This window comes from Sulfurisphaera sp. (assembly GCF_059755235.1).
Window position 1 is genome coordinate 15,084 of the sequence record NZ_DBPRYF010000020.1, and the last position, 23,441, is coordinate 38,524.

24 protein-coding genes and 1 pseudogene are annotated in these 23,441 nt (G+C 34.1%); 15 read left to right on the forward strand and 10 right to left on the reverse strand.

Translation table 11 applies throughout. The features are described from left to right. Nucleotides 1-88: 88 nt before the first annotated feature. Nucleotides 89-523 carry a MarR family winged helix-turn-helix transcriptional regulator gene (locus AC3OCB_RS02250; protein WP_498340567.1) on the reverse strand — a complete coding sequence of 145 codons (435 nt, stop codon included), beginning with the start codon at nt 521-523 and terminating at the stop codon, nt 89-91. Continuing rightward, a complete protein-coding gene (locus AC3OCB_RS02255; protein ID WP_498340568.1) occupies nt 510-2,162 on the reverse strand; it encodes an MFS transporter in 1,653 nt (550 codons plus the stop codon). The genes AC3OCB_RS02250 and AC3OCB_RS02255 overlap by 14 nt, the downstream gene beginning before the upstream one ends. Before the next feature lie 131 nt (nt 2,163-2,293). On the opposite strand from AC3OCB_RS02255, the gene AC3OCB_RS02260 reads away from it, so the two are divergent. Continuing rightward, nucleotides 2,294-2,824, forward strand: coding sequence for a hypothetical protein (locus AC3OCB_RS02260; RefSeq protein ID WP_498340569.1), 531 nt, complete (start codon nt 2,294-2,296; stop codon nt 2,822-2,824). A gap of 3 nt (nt 2,825-2,827) precedes the next feature. After that, the gene (locus tag AC3OCB_RS02265) at nt 2,828-3,403 is read left to right on the forward strand and encodes a hypothetical protein (protein ID WP_498340570.1); all 576 of its coding nucleotides are present in this window, start codon (nt 2,828-2,830) and stop codon (nt 3,401-3,403) included. A gap of 29 nt (nt 3,404-3,432) precedes the next feature. Here AC3OCB_RS02265 and AC3OCB_RS02270 read toward each other — a convergent pair whose 3' ends face one another. Together AC3OCB_RS02270 and AC3OCB_RS02275 are read right to left on the reverse strand one after the other, a co-directional pair. Continuing rightward, nucleotides 3,433-4,533: an ABC transporter ATP-binding protein gene (locus tag AC3OCB_RS02270; RefSeq protein ID WP_498340571.1), complete on the reverse strand. Its 1,101-nt coding sequence runs from the start codon at nt 4,531-4,533 to the stop codon at nt 3,433-3,435. Between the two features lie 146 nt (nt 4,534-4,679). Then, nucleotides 4,680-5,414, reverse strand: coding sequence for an STK_08120 family protein (locus AC3OCB_RS02275; RefSeq protein WP_498340572.1), 735 nt, complete (start codon nt 5,412-5,414; stop codon nt 4,680-4,682). A gap of 417 nt (nt 5,415-5,831) precedes the next feature. On the opposite strand from AC3OCB_RS02275, the gene AC3OCB_RS02280 reads away from it, so the two are divergent. Beyond that, nucleotides 5,832-6,257: a transposase gene (locus tag AC3OCB_RS02280; protein ID WP_498340574.1), complete on the forward strand. Its 426-nt coding sequence runs from the start codon at nt 5,832-5,834 to the stop codon at nt 6,255-6,257. A 7-nt stretch (nt 6,258-6,264) separates the two neighbouring features. Then, nucleotides 6,265-6,504: a hypothetical protein gene (locus AC3OCB_RS02285; RefSeq protein ID WP_498340576.1), complete on the forward strand. Its 240-nt coding sequence runs from the start codon at nt 6,265-6,267 to the stop codon at nt 6,502-6,504. 205 nt (nt 6,505-6,709) lie between these two features. Here the strand turns inward: AC3OCB_RS02285 and AC3OCB_RS02290 are convergent, their stop codons facing one another. Then, nucleotides 6,710-7,789 (reverse strand): glucose 1-dehydrogenase, encoded by a 1,080-nt coding sequence (locus AC3OCB_RS02290; RefSeq protein WP_498340577.1) that lies wholly within the window; start codon nt 7,787-7,789, stop codon nt 6,710-6,712. A gap of 58 nt (nt 7,790-7,847) precedes the next feature. Between AC3OCB_RS02290 and AC3OCB_RS02295 the strand changes: the two genes are divergently transcribed. The 4 genes and pseudogenes from AC3OCB_RS02295 to AC3OCB_RS02310 all read left to right on the forward strand — a co-directional run bounded on the left by AC3OCB_RS02295 (nt 7,848) and on the right by AC3OCB_RS02310 (nt 11,920). Continuing rightward, nucleotides 7,848-8,330, forward strand: a complete 483-nt coding sequence (locus AC3OCB_RS02295; protein ID WP_498340578.1) for a DUF1404 domain-containing protein — start codon at nt 7,848-7,850, stop codon at nt 8,328-8,330. Then, on the forward strand, nt 8,315-8,404 hold the full coding sequence (locus AC3OCB_RS02300) for a hypothetical protein (protein ID WP_498340620.1): 90 nt from the start codon (nt 8,315-8,317) through the stop codon (nt 8,402-8,404). The genes AC3OCB_RS02295 and AC3OCB_RS02300 overlap by 16 nt, the downstream gene beginning before the upstream one ends. A gap of 213 nt (nt 8,405-8,617) precedes the next feature. Further along, nucleotides 8,618-9,829 (forward strand): hypothetical protein, encoded by a 1,212-nt coding sequence (locus AC3OCB_RS02305; protein ID WP_498340579.1) that lies wholly within the window; start codon nt 8,618-8,620, stop codon nt 9,827-9,829. A gap of 124 nt (nt 9,830-9,953) precedes the next feature. After that, a pseudogene (locus tag AC3OCB_RS02310) lies at nt 9,954-11,920 on the forward strand (4Fe-4S binding protein). 37 nt (nt 11,921-11,957) lie between these two features. Here the strand turns inward: AC3OCB_RS02310 and AC3OCB_RS02315 are convergent. Together AC3OCB_RS02315 and AC3OCB_RS02320 are read right to left on the reverse strand one after the other, a co-directional pair. Beyond that, nucleotides 11,958-12,842: a DUF929 family protein gene (locus tag AC3OCB_RS02315; RefSeq protein ID WP_498340580.1), complete on the reverse strand. Its 885-nt coding sequence runs from the start codon at nt 12,840-12,842 to the stop codon at nt 11,958-11,960. Nucleotides 12,843-13,242: 400 nt separating this feature from the next. Then, nucleotides 13,243-14,136 (reverse strand): DUF929 domain-containing protein, encoded by an 894-nt coding sequence (locus AC3OCB_RS02320; RefSeq protein WP_498340581.1) that lies wholly within the window; start codon nt 14,134-14,136, stop codon nt 13,243-13,245. Nucleotides 14,137-14,257: 121 nt separating this feature from the next. Between AC3OCB_RS02320 and AC3OCB_RS02325 the strand changes: the two genes are divergently transcribed. The 4 genes from AC3OCB_RS02325 to AC3OCB_RS02340 all read left to right on the forward strand — a co-directional run bounded on the left by AC3OCB_RS02325 (nt 14,258) and on the right by AC3OCB_RS02340 (nt 15,705). Beyond that, nucleotides 14,258-14,860, forward strand: coding sequence for a hypothetical protein (locus AC3OCB_RS02325; RefSeq protein ID WP_498340582.1), 603 nt, complete (start codon nt 14,258-14,260; stop codon nt 14,858-14,860). A gap of 63 nt (nt 14,861-14,923) precedes the next feature. Next, on the forward strand, nt 14,924-15,205 hold the full coding sequence (locus AC3OCB_RS02330) for a hypothetical protein (protein WP_498340583.1): 282 nt from the start codon (nt 14,924-14,926) through the stop codon (nt 15,203-15,205). Between the two features lie 30 nt (nt 15,206-15,235). Continuing rightward, nucleotides 15,236-15,391: a hypothetical protein gene (locus AC3OCB_RS02335; RefSeq protein ID WP_498340584.1), complete on the forward strand. Its 156-nt coding sequence runs from the start codon at nt 15,236-15,238 to the stop codon at nt 15,389-15,391. Between the two features lie 11 nt (nt 15,392-15,402). Then, nucleotides 15,403-15,705: a hypothetical protein gene (locus AC3OCB_RS02340; protein WP_498340585.1), complete on the forward strand. Its 303-nt coding sequence runs from the start codon at nt 15,403-15,405 to the stop codon at nt 15,703-15,705. Here the strand turns inward: AC3OCB_RS02340 and AC3OCB_RS02345 are convergent. Beyond that, a complete protein-coding gene (locus tag AC3OCB_RS02345) occupies nt 15,700-16,227 on the reverse strand; it encodes a class I SAM-dependent methyltransferase (RefSeq protein ID WP_498340586.1) in 528 nt (175 codons plus the stop codon). The genes AC3OCB_RS02340 and AC3OCB_RS02345 overlap by 6 nt on opposite strands. 29 nt (nt 16,228-16,256) lie before the next feature. Here AC3OCB_RS02345 and AC3OCB_RS02350 point away from each other — a divergent pair, with 29 nt between their 5' ends. Then, a complete protein-coding gene (locus AC3OCB_RS02350; protein WP_498340587.1) occupies nt 16,257-16,697 on the forward strand; it encodes a phosphate-starvation-inducible PsiE family protein in 441 nt (146 codons plus the stop codon). 25 nt (nt 16,698-16,722) lie between these two features. Continuing rightward, the gene (locus AC3OCB_RS02355; RefSeq protein ID WP_498340589.1) at nt 16,723-20,244 is read left to right on the forward strand and encodes a S53 family peptidase; all 3,522 of its coding nucleotides are present in this window, start codon (nt 16,723-16,725) and stop codon (nt 20,242-20,244) included. On the opposite strand, the gene AC3OCB_RS02360 is transcribed toward AC3OCB_RS02355, so the two are convergent. Continuing rightward, nucleotides 20,216-20,503 carry a hypothetical protein gene (locus AC3OCB_RS02360; RefSeq protein WP_498340590.1) on the reverse strand — a complete coding sequence of 96 codons (288 nt, stop codon included), beginning with the start codon at nt 20,501-20,503 and terminating at the stop codon, nt 20,216-20,218. The two genes, AC3OCB_RS02355 and AC3OCB_RS02360, sit on opposite strands and share 29 nt — an antisense overlap. Before the next feature lie 14 nt (nt 20,504-20,517). Beyond that, nucleotides 20,518-20,730, reverse strand: a complete 213-nt coding sequence (locus AC3OCB_RS02365; protein ID WP_498340591.1) for a hypothetical protein — start codon at nt 20,728-20,730, stop codon at nt 20,518-20,520. Nucleotides 20,731-20,916: 186 nt separating this feature from the next. Between AC3OCB_RS02365 and AC3OCB_RS02370 the strand changes: the two genes are divergently transcribed. Beyond that, complete coding sequence (locus AC3OCB_RS02370) at nt 20,917-23,427, forward strand: MMPL family transporter (RefSeq protein WP_498340592.1); 2,511 nt, start codon at nt 20,917-20,919, stop codon at nt 23,425-23,427. Nucleotides 23,428-23,441: the final 14 nt, after the last annotated feature.

Consider the following 23,441-nt stretch of genomic DNA (forward strand, 5'->3'; position numbering starts at 1 on the left):
TGCATAATGAAATCTTACTACTCTCTGCTGTAGGTCAAGAGCAAGAAGTAATACGATCTATAGAAATTTTAACTACCTAATAAAATTTTTAACTTAATTCCTCCAACTTTTGCAATATTATTGAGAGTTTATCGAGCAAGAGTATCACTTCGTCCTCCTTCAAGTCTTTTGTCACCTCATCAGCAAGTTGTTTGTAAATCTCAATACCCTTGTTAAACGTTTCTAGTCCTTTTTCTGTGATCTCAATCATTATTTTCCTCCTGTCTTCAGTGTCTCTAACTCTTCTTACTAGTCCCATCTCCTCTAGCTTATCTACAGATGCTGTTATTGCAGATTGCGTTACGAAGTATCTGTTAGCTAAGTAAGCCATCGTCTTTTTCCCTTCACTCGTAGCCCTTAACACTAGAAAGTCTAGGTAAGAAAGCCCTAACTGAGAAAGTCTCCTATTTAATTCTCTACTCATAGCTCGGTATATCTTGGCAACAGTTGACATTACTTGTATCCTATTTTCATTTTCTAACACTTTGTTTCACCTCCGTACCTCTCAATGCAGAAGCGATTGCAGCTATGAATACTAATACAACACTTATATAAAATGCATTTCTTAAAGCATACATGAAAGCCGGTGCAATAGCAGTAGGGAACCATGCCCTCTGTTCCATAACAGCTACAACACTAGGCGGCACAGTAACTCCGGGAGGTAATGATGATAACATTGTCTTTACTGGATCATAACCTAAAAACGCTGCAAACAGTGCCCCAGTAACTGGGATGTGTTGGGCTAATGGTGCTAACTGTGGTGCTCCTGCTTGTATAAATGCGTTTTGAAGAGCCGAAGGTAATGAAGAAGTTAAAGAGATTATTACTATTGTAAAGAATATAGCTATACTCATGGTTTGTCCAGCATTTTGCAACGTTGCTCTCATTCCAGATGCAACACCTCTATGCTGTGGAGGGACACTGTTCATTATTGACGCAGTATTGGGTGAAGCAAACATTCCGTTCCCCATACCAATGAGAAATATCATTAAAGCGAACTCTAAGTAATTGAAATCGTAAGGTAAAGTAGTTAGCAAGAGAAATCCAACACCAACTATCACCATACCTAAAGTTGCAAGTATTCTGCTACCATATCTGTCAGATAGCCAACCGCTTATTGGCCCCATGGTTACAAACCCCAACATCAGCGGAGTGGTATAAACTCCAGCCCAGAATGGTGTTTCTGAATATGGAACTCCGTGTAACGGTAACCAAATGCCTTGAAGAAATATGACTAACATTATCATAAGTCCACCGTAGGCAATTGACCTCAAGAAGCTTGCTATATTAGCTGCTGCAAACACTCTTATCTTAAAAAGTTCGAGCCTGAACATAGGATACTTAACCTTAGTCTCAGCATAAACAAAAGCTGCTAGTAAACCAGTTCCAGAGACCAATGAGGCTATTACGTATGGATTCCCCCATCCTAATTGAGAAGAACCATAAGGCATAAGACCGTAGGTTATTCCTATTAAAACTAGGATCAAGCCAGATGCGAAAAGTGCATTCCCTATCCAGTCGATCTTTTCTGTCCTACTTGGAGTCGAGAGTTCTCTTAGCTTTGCGTAGCTCCAGATTGTACCAAAAATGCCTACTGGCACACTAACTAGAAACACATACCTCCAATTTATTGTAGCTAATATTCCTCCTAGGATTAAACCTATTAGAGAACCAGCTAACGCAGATACTTGATTTATTCCCAACGCTTTTCCTCTTTCGTTAGGTGGAAATGCGTCAGTTAAGATTGCAGTACTGTTAGCCATCAAGAAGGCTCCGCCTATTCCTTGAACTACACGGAATATAATTAATTCCATTGCACCTAGGTCACCAGTATTAGGTGTTATTGAGAGAAGTATTGATCCAATTGTGAAAATCAGGAACCCAAGGTTGTAAAGCCTTACCCTGCCGTATATATCTGAAAGTTTACCAAATGAAACTAAGAGAGTAGCAGTAACAATGTTGTAACTCATCAATATCCATAAGAGATATTGAAAAGACGTAAAGGGATTGATATTAATACCTCGAAAGATTGCAGGTAAAGATATAATTGTTATTGTACCATTTATGGATGCCATTAATATTCCTACTGTGGTGTTACTCAATGCAATCCATTTGTACTGCATGTATAGTAGCTTAACTTTTTACTTTTTAACTTTTTCGATCTAAAATGATCAACGCCCAATTTTTAAAGAATTAACTTATCAAGAAAAAATTACAACTCAACTTTAAAAAAGAAAAATGAGAGAATCAATACATGAAAAGGAGAACAATAATTTATGGAGTAGTTTTTTCAATAGCTTCTTATGCAACAGCAGCAGCTCTAGCCCTTGGAACAGCAGCTTATGCCATTAACGTATTTACCGATCCTATAGTGACTCTAACAATTCCTCTTATTATAATATCTATTGGATTACAAGCGATGAACGAAAAATATAGTGTCTTACTCCTTGCTTTAATAAGTGCTGTGCTTTACATACCAATTCCTTTTATGGTACCAACGCTAATTATTGCAGGAGTAGTCGATGAATTAATAACATGGTTTATTGGTTATAGAAGTTTTAAGGCAGTGATGACAAATACTACCGTAGTAGGTACAATAACTGGGGTAGGTAGTGTTATTTTTGGTATACTTATGCTAGGCATGCCTAAAACAATTCCATTTAATAATCTAATTTTAGCAGGCATAATATTTACCGTGATATACTTGGTTGAAAGTGCTATCATGGGCTATATATCTTACAAACTAGGCTCATATTTAATAAAGAGCGGAATTATTAAGGGATAAAAATTGAAGTCAACTTTTCTTTATTCCTTGATTTTTCTTGCAATTACAGTTGTAGAAACGACACTATACTCTACTTTTTATTCACTTGTGCTTACTGCTGGCTTGATATACAAAAGATGGAAAATATTGGTAATTGAAGCAGCAATTGTAATAGCCTCTTTTCTAGTTTTGCACTTATTTAACAAGGAATACCTCTTTATTTATACACTAAGAACCCTTACATATATTAACCTTTATTTTATTATGAGCGAATATGTTGATTACTCTTCAATCTTAAACCTCTTTGGTGAAAAAGGTGTTCCTTTAGTTGTAGGTTTTGCTTATTACCCTCTTTTTTATAGAATAGGTTCTGAAATAAGTTTCAACGCTAGAGCAAGAAAGATAGGCTTTCATTTAGGCAAATTGGTTTTACCTCTAGTTGTACAAATGGTTAAAGTAGCTGAAGACTTGTATACGGCTTACACAATAAAGCTCTATGGAAAATTTCAAGGCAGAAGGGATTTTAGACCCACAAAGATGGATTTAATACTCCTCACCCTTTCATTTATTCTTGTAGTTTTAAATTTCTTTTTCCCGTGATGATTAACCTTGCTACTGAAAGATGAGGATCACGCAGGATTCTGATCCATATTAATTATGGAGTCACAAACAGGGATTAAGTCTTCATCGTGAGTAGCAATTATTATTCCTCTCTTCTCCTCTTTTAGTATCTTTAAAGCTTCATAAAAAGAGAGAAGTGCTTCTCCGTCCATGCCAACAGAAGGCTCATCTAATGCAATAACTTTGTAAGGGGAAGCAAAAGCTGAAGCTATTAAAACCCTCATTTTTTGCCCATAACTCAAGGTAAAGGGACTCTTGTCTTTTTTATCTTGCAATTTAAAAAGGGAAAGAACGGTCTCGTCTTTAATCTCCTTTTCCACCGTTTCTTCAAAGAACTGTAAATCTGGGTTTTGGAGGACTAGATAGACTTTCCCTACTAAACTCTTAAGCTTTGTAGTTTTGCCAACTCCATTTCTACCAACTAAGCAAAGTATTTCGCTCTCCCTAACTTTAATCCCTTTATAATTCAATAACTCTCTCCCTAACTCAGTTTCAATTTTAGGTAAAGAAAATCCTCTTAATCCCTCCTTTTTTAAAAAATCCTCGTCATACAGTTTTTCTTTTTCAATCTCTTTCATATCTTCCTTGTTTATTAGATAAACTCTATCTACTAGCTCTCTGATCTCTCTTATTCTGTGTTCAGCTATTAGGCTACCTTTAGGTATTACGCTTTTCACAAGTTTAACAGCGTACTTGTCAAGATTCGCAAAAGGTTCATCAAAGAGGATGTGTTTAGGCTTAGAGGCTAAAACACTTGAAATAACAAACCTCTTTTTATAACCGTCAGAGAGTATGTAAAAATCCTTATCATAATACTCTCCCATAATATCCTTTGCTATTTTTTCGTCAACTGGATGAAAAAGGGATTGTAGTTTTAGTTCGTCTTTGCAAGTTAACGAAAGAATTTGTGTTGAAGACTCTTGAAATACTGCGGAGAGCTTCGAATAGTCCTTGCTTTTACAGAAATCTTCTCCATCAAGAACGGTGTTAGAATTGTCATAAAGGCAGAGAGCAGATTTTATTAAAGTAGTCTTTCCACTGCCGTTTTTCCCGATTAAGCCTACTATTTCATCATCATAAACCTTCAGTTTATCGTTTATTATTAACACAAATAAAATTGAGGAACAATTGAAAATAGCTTTTACTCTATATATGCTCGGTATACTTTAACGTCCATTGTCAGAATAAAATTGACTTAATTAAAATAATAAAATAGAATATTCTAAGTCGTGAGTTTTCACTTAATTTAAAGTAACTAAGTTTTCGAGTCATCATTGGTGGTAACAGCCTTGATAGCTTTACGTTTCATTAACACTTTTACTCTATTTCCTAGCTCATTTATATTTCCTTTTGATTCTTCCAATGAACCGTCTTTAAATTTTAGTTGGACTATATTTTCTCCGTCACTAACTAAAAGTAATATCTCGTAATTTACACTTTCTATCATTGCTTTTGCTATTATATTATCTAGTTCACTTTTATCTACTTCCTTTGCCATTATTGTTTCCATTTTTAGAAAATCTTCTTTTATCTCTATTCTATTCCCTCCCTTCCCATATTCTTGAGCGTTCTGTAGTTTTTCTTTCATTTTCTTTAAATCTTGTTCAAAAAATATCATTCCTTTCTCAAAGTATTCTTCTGCTTGTCTCTTTGCTATACTGTTTTCAAATGGGCCGTGATAGAGGTAGTTAATTCTTACTAACGTTTTGTTGGGTCCCTTTTGAAGTAATATATGTCTTAGATAACCGGAAATTTTAATTCTTCCTTCAGTTTTCTTTATAGTGTAGTTTACTTCATCACTAAATATCTCTCTTTTTACGATAAGTTTTAGATTGATTAACCATTTCAGATCCATTTCCCATGTATTTTCGTCTATCTGTTTTATGCCTCTAAAAGCAGGAATGTGACGTAATAGATTTTGAGGATTAGAGAAGTATTCCATAGCCACAGATTCCGGAACATCTATTTCAAATTCACGTATAATTTCCATATGAACATATGGGCCAAATTAGTATTTAAATCTATCATTATAAATAATTCTATAGAAATCATTAAGCTCTGTATACATCCTCGGTAAAGCATTTATTTAGGGAAAATTTTGCTGAATTTGTGATCTACCGTATTGTAGCAAAATACCCCAATTTTTCATTGAATCAGAAGGGTACAAGCTGGTAAAACAAGGTGTAATTATTTCCAAAAGGATTCTTCCCGCTTATTCCTCTGAATTCTCAAAGGGGAAGTACAAGCGGTGTCAGCTCTTTTCCATTCCTCTACACAGGGTCTGGTTAATATAAGTTATCGTTACGTCATTTAAGTAATATCTTTTTATCCCTCGTTCATTGCCCTTTTGCCCCTTTCAGAAATACCTCACTTTACAACGATACAGAAGTTTTGTAAGAGGGTTAGCGTGAAACTCGTTGCTTCTGTCTTTAACAAAGTTGTGAAGTCTTTCCTAGGTTTACTGGGTAACATAACGTTAATCGACAGCACCGGTTTCTCCTTGAATTATCACTCGTTTTATTACGACAAAAGGCTTAACGATTTTGGTAGGAGGGTGAGGAAGAAGTACGTTAAAGCAACAGTAATTGTTGATGATAAATCGCAGATAATCATTGCATACGACGTTCATTTTGATGAGATCCACTACTCAAAGGAGTTTAAGAAGACGTTTGAAAAAATGGACAGGAAGATAATTAACAAGTTCAATATCATAATTTGTAATAATGGATATGACTCAGAGAAGAACCATGTTATTGCCAAAATATGGTCTTTTTCCAATAATACCTGCCAGGGAAAAGGACGTCCCGATATACCAAACAAAAGGGGAGTATAGGAAGAGGATGAAAAAGCACTTGCCAGAAGAGTACAAAAGGAGGTCAATAGTTGAAACTATGCATTCAGTAATAAAGAGGAAGAGCGGTTCGTTTGATACGTCAAGGACTCCAGAGCTAGCTGAAAAGGAGATTGTGTTAAAGATAATAACGTACAATATAAGGAGAGCAGTAATCCTAAATAATTCTATATTTATTATTGTTATTATAGATTTTCTACAAAGCTATTTGGTAAAAGCATTTATATAAATGTACAATACGTTTCTTTTTTTTTTTAAAAAAAAAAAGTAAAGGAAGATAGCTTCCAATAAGTCTAATATAAAAATTGATGAAAAAAAAATAAAATAAAATATAGAAAATTAAATTATTATGTTATTTCTATTTTTATTATGACTATGATGACCAGTTTTATCCTCTAAAACTTGATTATAAATATCTAAACTTTCCCTCCTTATTACCATTGTATAACTGTTTTTATTTCATTAGCAGGTTTTTTGAGAATAACTTCAGGTGCTTTTTCAACTGGTACTTTTGATGTAATTATTTTATCTAAGACACTATGATATCTGTCCTTCCAAATGCTAAGATAGTTTAAGGCTCCTTCAAAATCTCTTTTACTTGCATTTACAGTACCCACGATTAAGATGTTCTTTTCAACAATTGAAGTTATTAAGTCTGAGGTGATCTCATCTTTTTCTCCGCCAACTGTACCAAATAAAACTAAGGCCGAATTATGCTTCATCTTCGGCAATAAAGGAATAAACGCTGATGGATAACCACTTGTATCTACTATTAAGTCAGCCTCTGGGATTCTATCCTTCTCTTTAGAAGAGTCTATGAAAGTCGCTCCTATTCTTTCAGCAATATAAGCTTCAAAGGTGTTTGGCTCTCTCTTATTAACTATGTAGACATTAAAGCCTAAAGTAGTAAGAAGTAAAGAAAAGAATGTCCCTATAGGCCCACTGCCTATTATAACCGCATTTCTACACCCAAATGTCGAATCCTCACAGGTCCAGATCATTCTCCTTTGAACAAAAACTAGCTCATCAATAGCTTTTACGACGTTTGACAATGGTTCTGTTAGTACTGCAAAGTCCTTTAAGCTGTCTGGTACTTTAACCAACCACATTTCGTCATCAACGAATTCTTCCCTCATGAAACCGTTTTTACCTCTAATCCCAGCTTCAACAAATTTTCCGGTCTCACAGAAGTCTTGTCTTCCTATCTTACAGTTAAGGCAGACTCCGCAACCTCTTCTCACAACTGGAACTACATAGTCACCTCTTTTTAGAGTATTTACCCCTTCACCAACTTCTTCCACTACTCCTAGTCCTTCATGACCTAAAATCAGAAAATCAAAACCTCTCTGAGGGTATGAAAAAGTTAATTTAGCATTTGCTATCCCTCTATCAGTACCACAAATTCCAGTGTATAGTGTTTTCACCCTCACTTGCCCTTTTCCCAATTCCTCTTTTAAATCTACATCCTTAACTTCGACTCCAACTTTCTTAGGAACTACTACTACAGCTTTCATAGCTTTCTATTGCTGTTCAGAATAAAATTTTTTATTGTACTTCCTTATATTCACATTTATGAAGAGAGTTAATAATTCTAAAACTTACTTAATACCACCAATAATCCTCATTTTAGCTTTTGTTAACCCCGTTGTTGAAGAAATAATGTTTAACCAAGAAGGAGTCTTTATGGCATCACATTACGCATTAGCTTTTGCTGGAGGACTTATAGGTTATTATTATTTCTCCGGGAAAAACTACTTTGCTTATATAGGAGCGCTTTTAATTGTCCTTTGGCATCTTCCAGAACTCTATGTTTTAGGTGGAGGGGATATTCTTTTCAGAGCATTAGACGAAATTTCAATATTTGCTGGTGGTTTTTTAATAGGTACAGCAGTTCAAAATATGAAGTTGATTGAGAAAATACTTCTTTTCGTACTATGGATGTTGGGAGACACCACTTTAGCAGTTGTTTTAGTTATTGCTTATCCATTCTATACATCTCCACCCTTGCCTTTTTCCCTTATCCTGCTTACGAAGAGCCAATTACCGGGTATGTGATGATAATTGCAATGACTATTATCCTTGGTTTCTTTATTTTCAAGGCGTTTAAGAACCTTCATATTTTTGGCTAATCCTAGTGTATCATATATCCTTGGAAATTGACAGTCAAGAAGTAAAATCCCTATGTGATTCACTCTGCTTTGAGAGGGGCAATAATATGTCTAAACTCAAATGGGAGGCTCATGGAGTTAGCCTTGACCTAGCTCATGCTATCCCGGTTATTCTCTTTTCCATGATCTAGGAAACGCTAAGATGTATAAACCCCAAATACATAAAACAATAAAATGAAAGCCTTTGACCTCCTAGCATACATGTTTGAACATCTAGAAGCAGGCTCAATCGCTGGGCTAATTACAGCTGGGAATATACCCCTTATGTTATCCAAAGATTCAGATTATGAAATATCAGTGTATGTTTGTAAAGATGAAAATGTTAAAAAGTTTCATATAATATTTGATAAACCGACTATACATAGAGCTGTACTAGAACTTCTTCGAAACATCTCTGAGTATTTAGGGGAAAATATTGAGGAACTAAATATTAGCAATAACGTGAAGTTTGAGGAATGTCTTCCTAAAAAGCAGGAAAAGAAACAAGCTCCTCCGAAAAAGAGATCTGCTGAAAACTTTAAATCATTAATAGAGGAGATGAAAAAACTACCTCCTCAGTACGAATTAATACCACTCTTTACTGATAATGGAAAGCTTATCTCTCTAGTTTTAGAAAATCTCTCCCTTATAGCATTTGACAGAGTTGTAAAGACAATATCGAGAGTTTCTGGCGAAAATGTATCTCCAATAAATGTTGACCCAACTACCTTACTCTACGTTCTTTCCACGTTAAAATTTGACTTACAAAAAGGAAATCCATTCTCGTCCTATGACAAATACACATTCTTTACAGCGCTTTACATTGATATGAATAATATTGGAGAAGGGGAGTTCTTGAGTCGAAAAATGTATAAAAAACAAGGAAAGTTTTATACAACAACTCCAAAAGGCTCTCTAAAACCTCTTCCTCTAGAGTACCTTGATTTAAATAAGGAACTAAAGAAAGGCTTGAATGTTGGCTATTTTGTTCATGATGGAGAGAAGTTCATTAAACTTAACTCAATTGACTTACTAGGATATCATGAAAAGAATTTATTCAGTATAAACGCTTACTTGTTTTCCTCGTTCACAGTGGCTCAAAAAGACTTTGTTGTTGACTATCAAGCTTTTGATAGAGTATTAAGCAATTTTGTAAACACCGTAATTTCTAAAGGTGTAGGAGCGAAGTACGTCAAAGACATATTTGAACTAGAGAACTTAATATATGATATCCAACTTGTTAGAAGTGTTTCTGGTAACTCAATTTCAATAGTAGATCCTATCTCTTTCTGGTACTATAAGAGTAAAGGAGAGGAAGTCAAACCTTGTGATACTTGTGATGTTAAAGATAAAGTTAATCTTTGGAACCGAATAATTAAGAACTTTTACAGAGAATTTTTATTATAAAAATAACTTTAACATCTTTTTTTGCTTAATTGTTTACTATAATTACAAAGTTTTTAAACTTCATGTTAGAATAATTAATCATGATAAGTATAGTTGACTACGGGCTCTAACGTATATAGTATTAATGATGGTCATAGACTTTTTTATTCTAGGCTTTATTTTAAGAAAGGAATATGTCAATAAGAGGGCAGTATTTTTCTTTACGTCGATTATACTCTACATGGGAGTAGAGAGCCTAGCGTTTGGTTATATAATATACTATCATGGTGATATATTTGCAGAACCATTGCTCTTGTTAATTGCCTCTATTCCGCTGATACTGTCTGTTACTGTGAAAAGTGAAGTTGTAAAAGTAAAGAAAGACAACATTTCTTCGCTTTTGTTAGCATTTTCAGTAGTGTTTGATGAGGTCGCTATGGGATATTTATATGCAGCGGCATTCGGACCTCATATGTTTAACCCGTTTATTGATGCCGTAAGCAACATAGCTTTTGGATTAATGATGTTAGCAGATGGGATTTTCTTCCTTGCTATATCACGTGTTAAGGATATTGTAGAATGGTCATTAGCAACATTCGCAGTTTCTATGGCCTTTCTACCATCACTTTATATGGAATTAGGAAAAATAACTGAGCTTACAGCATCATTAATTTCCACTATCATCATGGTAGTCAACATCATTACCTTGTATTTAATTGAGATGAGAAGAGTCACCTTTCACGGTCAGCTGTTTTCTATATCTCTAGCTTTCTTCGATTTCTTTATGATGCTTGGTCTAACGACTTTTGCTTCGTTTAATGATATGTGGTTAATTTCGATTTCTATAGTAGTATCAATGGTCTGGTACTTCCTGTTAATTTTACATGAATTTCCAAATACTAGGATTGAGATGAAACTAAGGTATCCTTTCCTCTTCTTAGTCTTGATTAACTTAACAGAACTAACAATGGGATTTGGAGAATCAGTCTTAGGTTTTATAATAAGTAATTCGGTATTGGTTCCTCACACAATGACTCACATGAGTAATATGGGTAGTGGCATGTCGTCAATGCACAGTATGTCAGATCCTATGAGTGGTAGTATGTCTTCCGGAATGAAGGGAATGTCATCAATGCACATGATGATGAGGAGTCCTTTTACCAATCCATTATGGTGGTTGTTCCCGTATAATCCTTTAGCTATGGGAATGATGTTCACCCATACTTCCTTATTAACAAACTTGATCATGACCCCATACATGTTTGTTATGGGAACAACAATGGCACCTTTCTACGTTATTATGATGGGGGCAGAGATGAGCTACCTAGTTTACGAAAGATATAAACATGCAAAGAACTTAGGAGTGAAGAGATGGGCTTTAGTGATACTTATTGGAATTCCAATTTTTGTAGTACTAATTCCATACTACACTAATTTCTACGTATTTGGAATGAGCGGAATGATATTCAAAGTTACGCTTGTTCCATTTATACTATCTCTTATAGCTATAGTGGTAGCATCAACGCTATTCGGAAGAAGAGCTTACTGCAACACTGTATGTATGTCAGCCCACATGTGGACTAACGTGTTTTATGATCAATTTAAACCTAAAAAGAGCAGTAAGGTGTGGGACTATCTAAGATGGGTGTTTGTAGCTTTCATGGTTATAGCGTTTTCACTATATGTAGCAATGGAGCTGAAAATGTGGATGCCACCAAAGATAGGAATGACCACAATAGACCCATTAAACTTCTACGGAATGTTCACACTTAACTACATATGGTGATATTTTACTTCCTAACCCCAGTATTTGGCGCTTACAGCTGTGCAAGACAAGGATGGTGTGGGTTTGGTACATTCACTGGGATATTTAATAAAGTGCTCTTCAAGGTTAAAGCAAAGAGCGTTGATACTTGCAGGACTTGTGAAACTAAGGCTTGTGAGTCTGCTTGTCCAGTCAAAATACCAATAAGCTCTGATATATTAAAGAAAGGATTTACAAATAGGATTAGCTGTGTAGGATGTGGAGACTGTGTGGAAGGCTGTACTTACAACAATTTAGAGATTGTTGATATAACAAGTTATCTAGGTAAAAAGGGAGTAAAGTTATAAAAATCTAAAAAAGAAAGAAAAAAGAAAAACTTGTTTTTTATCCCATTGCTTCTTGAATTATTACTTGGAAGTATATCCCGAATAGCTCAAGGAAGTCTAGGTTCGAAGGTAAGTTATTTGTTTTAATATCATTCAGTATATTCATTGGAACACTCATACTGTAGTTATAATGTGCAGCATACTCTGCTAATAACCCTGGTGCGCCATAGCATATGTATTCTGGATATCCTATCATCATCCAAGTACCATTAGGTCCAGTTATAATAGTAGTAGTAGGTATATGAGGAGCTGGAGCCTTAAACCACACTAGAGCTTTTCCATCTTCGAATGTCATATTTACCTCGTATTCATAGATTATATTATATACCCAGCTTAGTGCCTCATTCTTTAACTCATGCAGTTCTAGTTCAACAAGATTAATCTTAGTATAGTTCAACATTGTCCCATTAATTAGTGTCATTGTCTTGTTAGGATAAAACTTGCCCATTAAGTATATCGGATGGAACAAGATGGTAGAATTCGGTTTAAATGAATTAAAGATTAACCCAGGTACCATACCCATTATTTTCTTTGTTGGAGTTAAAGGTTGTGGTTTATAGTCAGAGTAGTTTGGCGAAACATTTAAGGTTCCATAATGGCTTAACACCATATATAAAGCCCATGAATTAGTTGCTCCGTCTAGGCATCCATACCAGCTGATAAAGTATATTTCAACGCTATTATTTCCGGCATAATCAACATTGGAAATTTTAACGAAATGATGGAAAGGATATGATATATTTGCAGTCTGTGGGACTGGAGCTGTATATGTCATTGTATAAGTTGAAGTTGTAGTAGTTGTGTAGGTTGAGGTTACAACAGTTGTTTTCTGATGTGATTCCATGGCTGCATATACTCCTAGAATAGCTATTACTATAATCAAAACTGCTATTATTGCTACAACGGAAGTTGAGACACCCTTTAGAGCTTTACTCAGATCTCTTCACCTCTAGGTTTTTCTAATAGAAATTACTCTATTTTAAGTCTTGTGTAATACCTTAATAATACTATAAATAAAAAAAAGATAATAATATCTATGATTAAGTAAATAAATTATAAAGAAAAATAATTATGTTAAGTTTTTTATAATATTTAATCAAACAGTGTTTAACAAACTAAAAGTTTTAAAAATTTTAATCTTATTAATTAAACATTAATACCCTCTAATCACAATTAAAATTAAAAGTATTTACTAGCAGTCAATTCAGGATATGACAAGTAAGATAATAAACAATAGAATTTAAAACTTAATAGTTATTCTGTAAAGTGGTCATAAAAAGTTGTTACATTGCTTCTTGAATTATAGTTGATATTTGAATACCTTCTTCTTTAATGAATTCTAAGCTAGGAGGAATAATTCCTGCTTGTATGTTTTGAAGTAATTGCTCGGGAACATTAGGACTATAATTTGATGTCGAGGCATACTGAGCTAACAACCCTGGAGCCCCAGAGTTTACTTGTTGGTCATAACCAATCATCATCCAAGTTCCGTTGGGACCAGTAATTATAATCGTAGATGCTATATGAGGAGGATTTCCAAGATAAGCTATTCCTTCTCCTTGTTCAAAAGGTGTCTGTATTTGGTACTGATAAATAAGGTTATATACCCAGCTTGGAGCTTCCTTTTGTAGCTCGTTTAATTCCAAGTTAACTAGGCTATTTCCACTGTAAGATACAATTGTCCCATTCGGCAAAGAAGCTGTCGAATTAGAATTAAATATCCTTCCAAGTAGGTAAATTGGATGAAAGTATACGTTGGACTTTGGTATAAATGAATTAAATATCAGTCCAGGTACTTCTCCTTGAATTGAGTTACTTTGTGAAATTCGAATAGCTTCAAAATCAGAATAGTTCGGTGTTACATTTAGTATTCCATATTTTGTTAGTGCGATATATAGTCCCCATGAATCTGAAGCTCCGTAAGGACACCCATACCAACTGATGAAATAGACTTGAACTGTATTATTTCCAGCGTAATTGGTATCGGAAACTTTAGCTAATTGGAAAAAAGGGGATGGTTGATTTGTAGAAGAATTATTTGGCGAATTTGTTGAATTGTTTGAAGAATGTAGTAAGGGAAGAGTGAAAAATACAACGGCTACTACAACTAATGCAATAAACGGAATATAAATAAGTTTGCTCTCATTCGACTGTTTCTTTTTCTTTTTTGAAGTCATTGTGGTAACTATGATGAATTAAGATATAATCTTTTTCCGAACTAAATTATATCTCAAAGGGTCAGCTAAATTTAAAATTCTATAATTACATAAACGTAACAAGGTTTAAGTGTGATTAAGCTTGCAAAAACGGATTAGACTTCTAAGCGTAAAAGGAGGTGTTGGAAAATCTGTATTAGCCTTACAAATAGCTAATTATCTAAAAGAAATTGAACTTCCTTTTGTTATTGAGGAGTTAGATCCTCTTGAAACAATTTGTGTTCTTACCTCATGCAGTGAAGACTACTGGATAATCAAATACTATAGCACGAATGATTTCTTATATAATAGGCTAAAAATAGATGAGAAAAAATTAGAAAGACAATATTTAGGAAGATGGCTAATAGCTATTTCAGATACTTACACGAATATAAGTCCTGACAATGAAGCAATAATATTTCAAAATAAGATTACAGACAAAAATTTGAACGTCTTTCTTACTGATAAAATTACTGTAAACGAAACAATAAATTACGCAAGAAAGTGGGAAGGCCCTAGAGTTTTGATTGTTAACTTCTCTAATGAGAGTATAGTAAGTGATCTTTTGGATTATGTATATAACGAAGGCTTATTTGTGAAAATCTTTTCTATTCCAATTTTCGATTCTCTTTCAGATTTTCAAAATTCCGAAATTGTGAAAAATATAATAAAAGAATTGCTAGATATATTAGTCCGATTTACTTAAATTTCATTATTTTTAAAGTAAATGGTAAAAAGTTTATTAATTAGCTAAAAGATAATTAATTTGATGTCACAAATAAATTTTGATAGAATACCTGGTTTAATTGCTGTATATAGGATTACAGATAGTCAAATGACGAAAGTTTATGGAAAAGATGTCAAAGTCGATCTCAATAAACTAAGGGATATGATAATGGAAAACATGAGAATAGGAGAAGAAGAGGCTGAGAAATTAAAGCTGATACAACCCTTTTTAGGTTTCTCAATGATTGTAGATGATATGGGATTAACATATATAAATGGATACGTGGTTTTTACTGAAGCTAAAAAAACTAATTGGAGTTTTTAATAAAAACTCTCTTAAGGGAAGTGAGAGTGTATGAAAGAAGTTAAGGAACTAAAAGGATATTACGGTTATGTCAAGATTGACGAACAAGGTAATGCAGTACAAGCTGAAAACGTGGAAAACAAGGAGGAGTGGGCAAAGGTTATCTTTTCTAACTTGAAAAAAGGAATGAAGAAGCTAAGGAACTAGGATTTAGTAGGATGAACGGATTCGCTATGTTTGGTAGCAACTACTCATTAGCATTTATGAAAGATTTAGGAGTTATGGTGAATACAAAAGAAGCTGATTGGCAAGAGTTATTTACATATTATACATACTCTTTAAGCCTGCCTATTATTGGTATTGTGATCACTGCTATTTCTATAGTGTTGTATGGTCTAGCTTTCACACCTTATATGAATTGGTTGGCACCGGAACCGAGGTATTTCATACCAACAATGTTAATAATTGCTGGTATAGCATTCCTCTTTTCTTCTAAGTCGACTATGGCATATAGACTATGATTTTTTCCAAATTGAAACAAAAAGTCCGTTTGTTTGTTCATAGTGTTCAAGGGAATATTTTCTTTCTTCCATTTCTTTCTTTATTTTTCCTCTTATCATTATCATATCAACTATTAGTAGTCTCCCATCATTTTTTAGCACTCTGACTACTTCATTTAGATTTTCTCTCAGCTTTTCTTTTTTCAAATTGTAAAAATACATTACTGAGTAAATATAGTCAAAATATCTATCCTCAAATGGGAGTTTCTCTAAATTATCAAAAAGTGTCACTTTTGCGTTATATTTCTGAATTATACTTTGCATTTCATCCTTTTTTGTATATTTCCAGTCATCAACGGCAAATATCTCTTTGTTGTTAGTTAAAGAGATATAAATAGGAATTAAACAATTTCCGCAAGCATAATCCAATATTCTGCTATTTACATTTTTCAAAATGTTAGCAATCTTTTTTGCTAAAAATACTTCCTCATCTACTGTTATACCCATTCTTAAGATTGGTTGAAAGTCATTTTCGTTAATCATAATTTCTTTGTTATCCTACTATTATTTAAATGAAATTTTTAGAGTTTATAAGAAAGGAATTAAAAGAGGAGAAAATTGTTTCTACCACAATTAAGGTTATTGAAGCAATTTTATTTATTTCTATTGTAGCTATAATTATTTATACAATTTATGAACTTATTGTTACAATTTCTCAAGGCTTTATAGTAGAGGTAGTGGGTTTAGTAGGTAACGCTTTCCTTCTTATAGTACTTCTAGAGATCTTCCAAAGCATTGTGGATTTCGGGAAGGGAAGAGGAAGAAGTGTTATCTACGTTATGGATGCTACCATTTCTTTTCTTTTGAGGGAAATAATAATTGAGATATTTACGGGGACTTCAAATTACCAGACACTATTAACTTATGCCGGGATAATACTAGCGATCGCAGTTGGTAGATTCTTAATTACTTCTGAGAGAAAGGTTGAAAGAAAAGGATACGAGCAATTTTAAATAACAGACAGTACTACTTTCAACCATGAAGAAAGTATTACTCTTTATATTTCTTCTTTTGATTTCTATTCTCGTAGGTATTACATCCCCTTCCATTTCCTCATCAGCTGAAAACAAATATGTGATCTCTACTATTTTTATCCCACCTAAAAACATAGGAGAGATCTACTCCTTGGCTTATTCCATCTCAAACCCTCAATCTCCTTTATATCACCACTTTCTGAATTATACTGAAATTCAAAAATTTTTTAATACTTATAAATATGAAGAAGTTATTAACTATCTAAGATCTAATAATATTCAGATTGTGGGCACTGCTTTAGATTCAATAATTGTAATAAATACAAGTATTTTACAACTTGAGGAACTTTTGAACACTACTGTTTCGTTCAATAATTACAACAATTATACGTACTATCAAGGCGTTGGAACATTTGAAGGCAATCTCGTAATTGCAAGCAATTTTACCTCTGCCATATTAAATAAGCCTACGGATTTAGTAACTCCAAACCTAATCTCACAGATGGAAAATAAGGCAATAACTTTGAACTTTACATATGCTGATGAATCTTACCCAGTTACAGAGTTGTTAAAGGCATATAATGCAACTGTATTAAATACGACTGGAAAAGGTTATACGATAGGCATTTTGGACTTTTATGGGGATCCGTCAATAGTTCAACAATTAGCTTATTTTGACAAGGTATATCATATCCCTCCGCCACCGTCTTTCAAGATAGAGTATATTGGACAGCCTGATCCATTTGATGGTATTTTAACAGGGTGGAACTTGGAAATTAGTTTAGATGTTGAAGTCTCTCACGCAGTTGCACCTGGAGCTAACATAATACTTTATATGACTAATCCTAACGTTCCATTACCTTACGTCTTGGCAAAAATTGTTCAAGAGGATAAAGTAAATGTTTTATCTCAAAGTTGGGGAATACCAGAATCTGGAATCGTTGATAATCCTTCTAACTTACTTACAGTATATGAGGCGAACTTGTATTATGCTTTAGGCTCGCTTGAGGGAATTACTTTCTTAGCCTCTTCTGGTGATACTGGAGGTAGCGGATATAGTACTTCTCCAATTGGTTCTGTTAATTTTCCTTCATCCTCTCCTTTCGTAACTGCAGTAGGTGGAACAACCACTTACATAAGTGGAAATGAGAGTTATCAAACCGCATGGTCAAACTACGGTTTCATTCCATATTATATTAATTACGGAGGTTCTACTGGAGGTGTTAGTGTAGTCTTTGTAAAACCATGGTATCAGTCTTACTTGCAAACTCCTCCATCTTACCCTGAAGGAAGAATGGTGCCAGATGTTTCCTTGAACGCTAACGTTTTTCCCGGCATTCAGGTTATTTTTCCGGGTAATGTAACATATGTGACTGGAGGGACTAGCGAGTCTTCGCCTCTATTTGCTGGTCTTCTTACATTAATTATGCAAAAAGACAACACTACCTTTGGACTTATTAATCCACTCCTTTATTACTTTGGGCAAAAGTACTACAATGAGGCTTATTACCCGATAACCTTTGGTTACAACATTCCTTGGACAGCCCACTATGGCTATAACTTGGTTACTGGTTTAGGAGCACCAAACATAGGAGAAATATCAAAACTAGTTCAATATGTCAAAGAAACTTCAAAGACAGAAATTACCGTTTCTTTGTATAATTCGACTGGGAATTCTACTTTTTACTTCTTACCCTTAGAGACAATGACAATAGTAGCTAATATAAGTAATGGAGGAAAAGAGGTAACTTCCGGTCAGTTCTTTGCATATGTTTATACTTTCCAAGGAGAAGTTGCTGATATTGAACTCCACTTTAATGGAAGTAAATGGACAGCAAATTACATAGTACCTCCAGATATTAACGGACCAATAGAGGTGATGGTAAAAGGGAATAACTCAGAAGGGTTTACGACAGCTTTTATAGGATATATAATGCAAATTAAAGGAAATCTTAACGTGATTTTACCTATAATAAGAGCTCAATTTTATAACTTGTATGGAGAGAGCATTAATCTTAGTGACGCGAACATAACCCTTTATCAGTATGATCCCTTGAACAATTCTTATGTCAAAATCCAAGACGTAATTTTGAGGAACGGATTTGCACTTTTGGACAGAAACTTGACAGCAGGATCAATTCTGCTTGTCGGCAATAACGTTTATGGTTATATTCCAACTTTTGTAGGGAGTTCATTACTTTTAAACACATTAATAATACCACCAGTAGTTGTTGAACCTGGAGTTGTAACGCCGGGTTCACTGCTTTTCATTGAACCTTCTAATTTACCTATAGGGAATATCAATATTTCAGCAGTTCTGTATAATCAAGAGGGTAGAGCAGTCTCTTATGCAAACTTATCATGGATTCTAGTACCAGAGGACGGGTTGTTGGCTTATGCATATATAGGATATTTAAAAATACCGAATCAAGTAAGCCCTGGTTATTATACAATTATACTAAACGAGTATTCCGAATTCGGTAACTCAAGCATTCTTGAAGGCAGATATTATTCTCAAATATACGTAGTGCCTAATAATTTGACATATTCTGTTAAACTTTCTGGATTATTGGCAGGAGGAAATAATGTGAAAGTCATCGCAAATATTACTTATCCTAATGGGAGTGAGGTAAAGTTTGGGATGTTTTCTGCAACAGTCTACCCTATTCAACTTCAATCAAATTACGAATATTATACAGAAATATTTGAAATACCACTATGGTTTAACGGGACAGTTTGGGTGGGTAATTTTACTTTGCCTTCGACTTACACTCAAGGGAACCTCACTTTCTTATCCGGAACCTATTATGGACCTTTTGGGGTATTTATTGCTGGTGTTTCTGCTGATGGTTACCCAACTACAAATAACTTAAATGCGCAAAGAGAATTCATAGTTCAACCTTACACTTTAATAAGCAATCAAACTGTTACTTTTGCTCAACAGTTTTACTCCATTTTCAAGAACGATCTAATAGAAATGAATGGGAACTTAACTTCAGATGTCTTTATTAATGATGAAATAGCTAATAGTGAACTAACTATTTCTAACTCTCAGTTTGACAAAGTTGTAATAGAAAATTCTAATGTGACATTAATAAATGTCGATGGTAACGAGATTGAAGCGATAAACTCTACAATTACGCTTATAAATTCTAAAGTAAATAACGTGTTTCTTTCTAACTCAAAAATACATAATGCTTCTTCGGTGATTCAGTATCTTGCTCCGCCTCTTCCTTCTGTTTCCTTTAATGGAAAGGATGTTTTAGTAAACGGAAGTCAAATTGAAAAAGTAGAAGTTTATCTAAATGGAAAAATGATTTATAACGGAAGTTCTGTTATGATTCCTTTAAAGTTAAACTTTGGCTATAATCAAATTCTCATTAAGGTATATCAATATGATGGCGAAGTTTACACTAAAGAGTTTTCAGCTTACGTAGAAGAGCAACAACAGACATTAGGATTAGTAGCTTTATTGATTGCTATTATCGCTTTAGTTCTTATTGCTCTGAAATACCTTCGTCGCTAATATATCCGTAAAACTTAAAGTAAGGGAGAATATGGGCGCTAAGTACGTGTTCAACAAATGAAAAATCTTTTAGCATTTTCACTTCTTTCCCCAGGATTTTTTGAGTAAACGAAGGTTTATATAAACTGTTCATGTTAAAGAATATTTCAGAACCTTCTTGCCTTTCTTTAACAAAGATTTCTAAAACCCAATAAAACGTCTCATCATCGCTATTGCCCGTGTATTTAACTCCAGAGGGTATGATTTGTAGGCCCTCCATATAGCCGGGGAAGGTTATGAGCTTTGTATCTGGTGTACCGAATATGTATAATACTCTAATTTTTTAGGGAATTTTTCAATTTTATCTAAGGTAACGTAGCTATTATTATTTTCATCATAAACTTGTAAAATGTCTATATGGTTAATAATACCAGAAAGCTTAAAAGGATCAGCAAACATTCCCATAATTTCTCGTCTTCCAACTTTGACCATTACAGTTGATTGCATCAATTAGTATATTTTAACTAATATTTATATTCTTTTCTATATATTTTTTTTTAAGATAAACAAGCTACTTTATATGTCTATATATTTTTAAAGATAAATTAAACCGTATTAATTTCTAAAAGAAAACGGATTTGTAATAATTCACTATTGAATTACGTTTTTTAACTCCAACATTTAATTTCATTTATGGACAAGAAAAGGATCATTGTTACTGTAGTTATTTGGGCTTTCATTATTCTCTTCTCTTTATTTTCTGCATCCCAGTCCTTTGCTCACCTTTCCTACAATGAGAACTACACACTTCCATCCAATAGTAAGGCCTATATAGCAAATGAATTGCTTTCTAAATATTTTCCTTCTGGGAGTGGAAACAACTCTATTGACATCGTTCTAGTGAATTCAACTCCTTATCAAGACTATCTAGTTGAGCAAATACTCCTTAAAATACCTTTAATAACTAACGTAAGTGGAGTTCCAAACGTTTACATAACTTACGCTAACTTCCTAGGAAAGATAGTTAATGAGACTGGAGAACTCCTAAACCAAAGTGCCTATGCGCTTTATGTTTTCCCAGCAAAGTTTAATTTCTTCTATAACCAAACTCACAACGCTACTTTATCGCTTCATGAAGCAGAAAAAGGAATGCCACTTTCATATTCCTCTTTCTATACAAAGTATTCAGAGGTATTTTCTGAAACTCACAACTCTACGTTAGCTTTCCTAGCAGGTGAGCAAACGCTAAATAAATCTCAGCTAATAGCTCTAGCCTATATTAAGCCTGGAAATATAACTGCCCAACTTCCTAACGCGACTTCTAAGCTTCTAAACATCTCGAGTCAGCTAACTTCATTGCTTCTTTTCCACAGCATAAACGAGGCTTTAAACACCTCTTCACAGTCTTTCTTTTCTTTAATCAATCCTCCATCTTCGCTATTAGCGGTCTACTCCAAAAACCATACTGACGTAATACTGGTTTATACAAAGTATCAAGCAACTTACGTTTATCCAAACGGTACATTTGCAGATGAAGTGATTTTACCTCAAATAAAGAGTGAAATATCACATGTTTTTCATGGTAAATTTTACGTTACTGGAGAGACACCACTCTTTGTTGACCTCTCCAACCTTCAGAATGAATACGATGCAATTACCTTTTTGTTAATTTTTGTCTTTCTCTTTGCAGTAACAGCAATTTACTTTAGGAGTATTATAGCGCCTTTAGTAACACTGGTCACAATTAGTCTTTCTTTGCTTTCGAGCTTTTCTCTTATTACTCTAGTAAGCATAGTTACAAAACAGCAGATTAACTTTCAAGTTGTAGAACCACTCATAGCTGTAATTATGGGAGTGGGAACAGACTACAGTATATTCCTTCTTTCACGTTATAGAGAAGAACTCGGTAATGGCATCGAAAAATGGAAGGCTATGGAAATTTCAGTTAGGACTTCGGGGAAGGCTATTCTGATAAGCGGTACTTCAGTTACGCTTGTGTTTTTGTCTCTAGCCTTTATACCATTCGCAAGTCAATGGGGACTAATAATAGGTCTCTCAATTCCCTTTACTGTAGCAATAGCTACCACTTTGCTCCCGTTAATCTACGGAGCTTTAGGGGAAAAAACGTTCTGGCCATCTAAAAACTTCAAGGCTAAACCAAGCTTTGAAAAATTTGCTAAGTTCTCTACTTCAAAACCCGGTATTGTACTTACTGCCTTTCTAATCGTAGGTATTGTAGCAGGGATTTACGTTTTTTCAACCCCACTTAACTTGAACTTCGAGTCTTACCTACCAAATACCCCGTCGGTACAAGGGTTAAATGCGATTTATAAAGCGTTCGGTGAGAACTACCTTAACCCCATCCTTGTTGTATTTAATTACAGCCATCCAATTACCGTAAAAGATCTTGAAGCTGTAGCTCAGTTTGAGGCAAGAGTTGATAATTTATCTGGTATTGATGAGATATTTGGCCCAGTACCACTTGATTTTAACGGTACTATAACTCCTTCAGTACTTAGCATGTACAAGGCAAACGTAGGAGAAAATAACAGGACGTTATTAGTTACAATAATTCCCTCTTATAAGTACGACTCTGTTCAAGCTTACAACTTAGTTAAAGAAATTCAAGAGTTAACTAACGGCTATGTTGGTGGGACTACTGCTAGCTATTTGGCTTTCATAGACTACTTATTCCCTTACTATTACACTCTATTGATTGTCTTACCTTTAGTCTTGGCTGTTGTAGTCTCAATATTTATGAGGTCTATAAGAGTTGGTTTAGGGGTTGCTTTAACAATAGTATTTAGTGTAGTCTCTTCTCTCTCAATTGTTTACATACTCTTTGGCGTTTCAAGAGACATAGGTATACTCTTTCTAATACCAATAATTGTATATGTCTTAATGATGGGATTAGGTAATGACTACAGTATTTTCATACTATCTAGAGTTAAAGAAGAAATCGAAAAGGGGGGTGAAAACCCCATTGTTAAAGGTCTGTCAATGTCTGCGGGAACAGTAACTGCTCTTGGTCTTATTTTAGCTTTCTCTTTCGGAGCTCTAGCAATAACCCCAATAAAGAGTATTCAAGAGATTGGTATAGCAATAGCTCTAGCAGCTATTATAGATACTTTTATAGTTAGAACTATAGCTTATCCGGCAATTTTGAAGTTATCAATAGTAAAAAAGCGTGAAACAGCAAGATAAATTCAATTTTTTTC

Excerpts from the sequence above, each read along its gene's own strand:
- AC3OCB_RS02255 (WP_498340568.1), bottom strand. The coding sequence starts at position 2,162 with ATGCAGTACAAATGGATTGCATTGAGTAACACCACAGTAGGAATATTA.
- AC3OCB_RS02260 (WP_498340569.1), top strand. The coding sequence starts at position 2,294 with ATGAAAAGGAGAACAATAATTTATGGAGTAGTTTTTTCAATAGCTTCT.
- AC3OCB_RS02275 (WP_498340572.1), bottom strand. The coding sequence starts at position 5,414 with ATGGAAATTATACGTGAATTTGAAATAGATGTTCCGGAATCTGTGGCT.
- AC3OCB_RS02285 (WP_498340576.1), top strand. The coding sequence starts at position 6,265 with ATGAAAAAGCACTTGCCAGAAGAGTACAAAAGGAGGTCAATAGTTGAA.
- AC3OCB_RS02290 (WP_498340577.1), bottom strand. The coding sequence starts at position 7,789 with ATGAAAGCTGTAGTAGTAGTTCCTAAGAAAGTTGGAGTCGAAGTTAAG.
- AC3OCB_RS02295 (WP_498340578.1), top strand. The coding sequence starts at position 7,848 with ATGAAGAGAGTTAATAATTCTAAAACTTACTTAATACCACCAATAATC.
- AC3OCB_RS02305 (WP_498340579.1), top strand. The coding sequence starts at position 8,618 with ATGAAAGCCTTTGACCTCCTAGCATACATGTTTGAACATCTAGAAGCA.
- AC3OCB_RS02320 (WP_498340581.1), bottom strand. The coding sequence starts at position 14,136 with ATGACTTCAAAAAAGAAAAAGAAACAGTCGAATGAGAGCAAACTTATT.
- AC3OCB_RS02330 (WP_498340583.1), top strand. The coding sequence starts at position 14,924 with ATGTCACAAATAAATTTTGATAGAATACCTGGTTTAATTGCTGTATAT.
- AC3OCB_RS02335 (WP_498340584.1), top strand. The coding sequence starts at position 15,236 with ATGAAAGAAGTTAAGGAACTAAAAGGATATTACGGTTATGTCAAGATT.
- AC3OCB_RS02340 (WP_498340585.1), top strand. The coding sequence starts at position 15,403 with ATGAACGGATTCGCTATGTTTGGTAGCAACTACTCATTAGCATTTATG.
- AC3OCB_RS02345 (WP_498340586.1), bottom strand. The coding sequence starts at position 16,227 with ATGATTAACGAAAATGACTTTCAACCAATCTTAAGAATGGGTATAACA.
- AC3OCB_RS02350 (WP_498340587.1), top strand. The coding sequence starts at position 16,257 with ATGAAATTTTTAGAGTTTATAAGAAAGGAATTAAAAGAGGAGAAAATT.
- AC3OCB_RS02355 (WP_498340589.1), top strand. The coding sequence starts at position 16,723 with ATGAAGAAAGTATTACTCTTTATATTTCTTCTTTTGATTTCTATTCTC.
- AC3OCB_RS02360 (WP_498340590.1), bottom strand. The coding sequence starts at position 20,503 with ATGGAGGGCCTACAAATCATACCCTCTGGAGTTAAATACACGGGCAAT.
- AC3OCB_RS02365 (WP_498340591.1), bottom strand. The coding sequence starts at position 20,730 with ATGCAATCAACTGTAATGGTCAAAGTTGGAAGACGAGAAATTATGGGA.
- AC3OCB_RS02370 (WP_498340592.1), top strand. The coding sequence starts at position 20,917 with ATGGACAAGAAAAGGATCATTGTTACTGTAGTTATTTGGGCTTTCATT.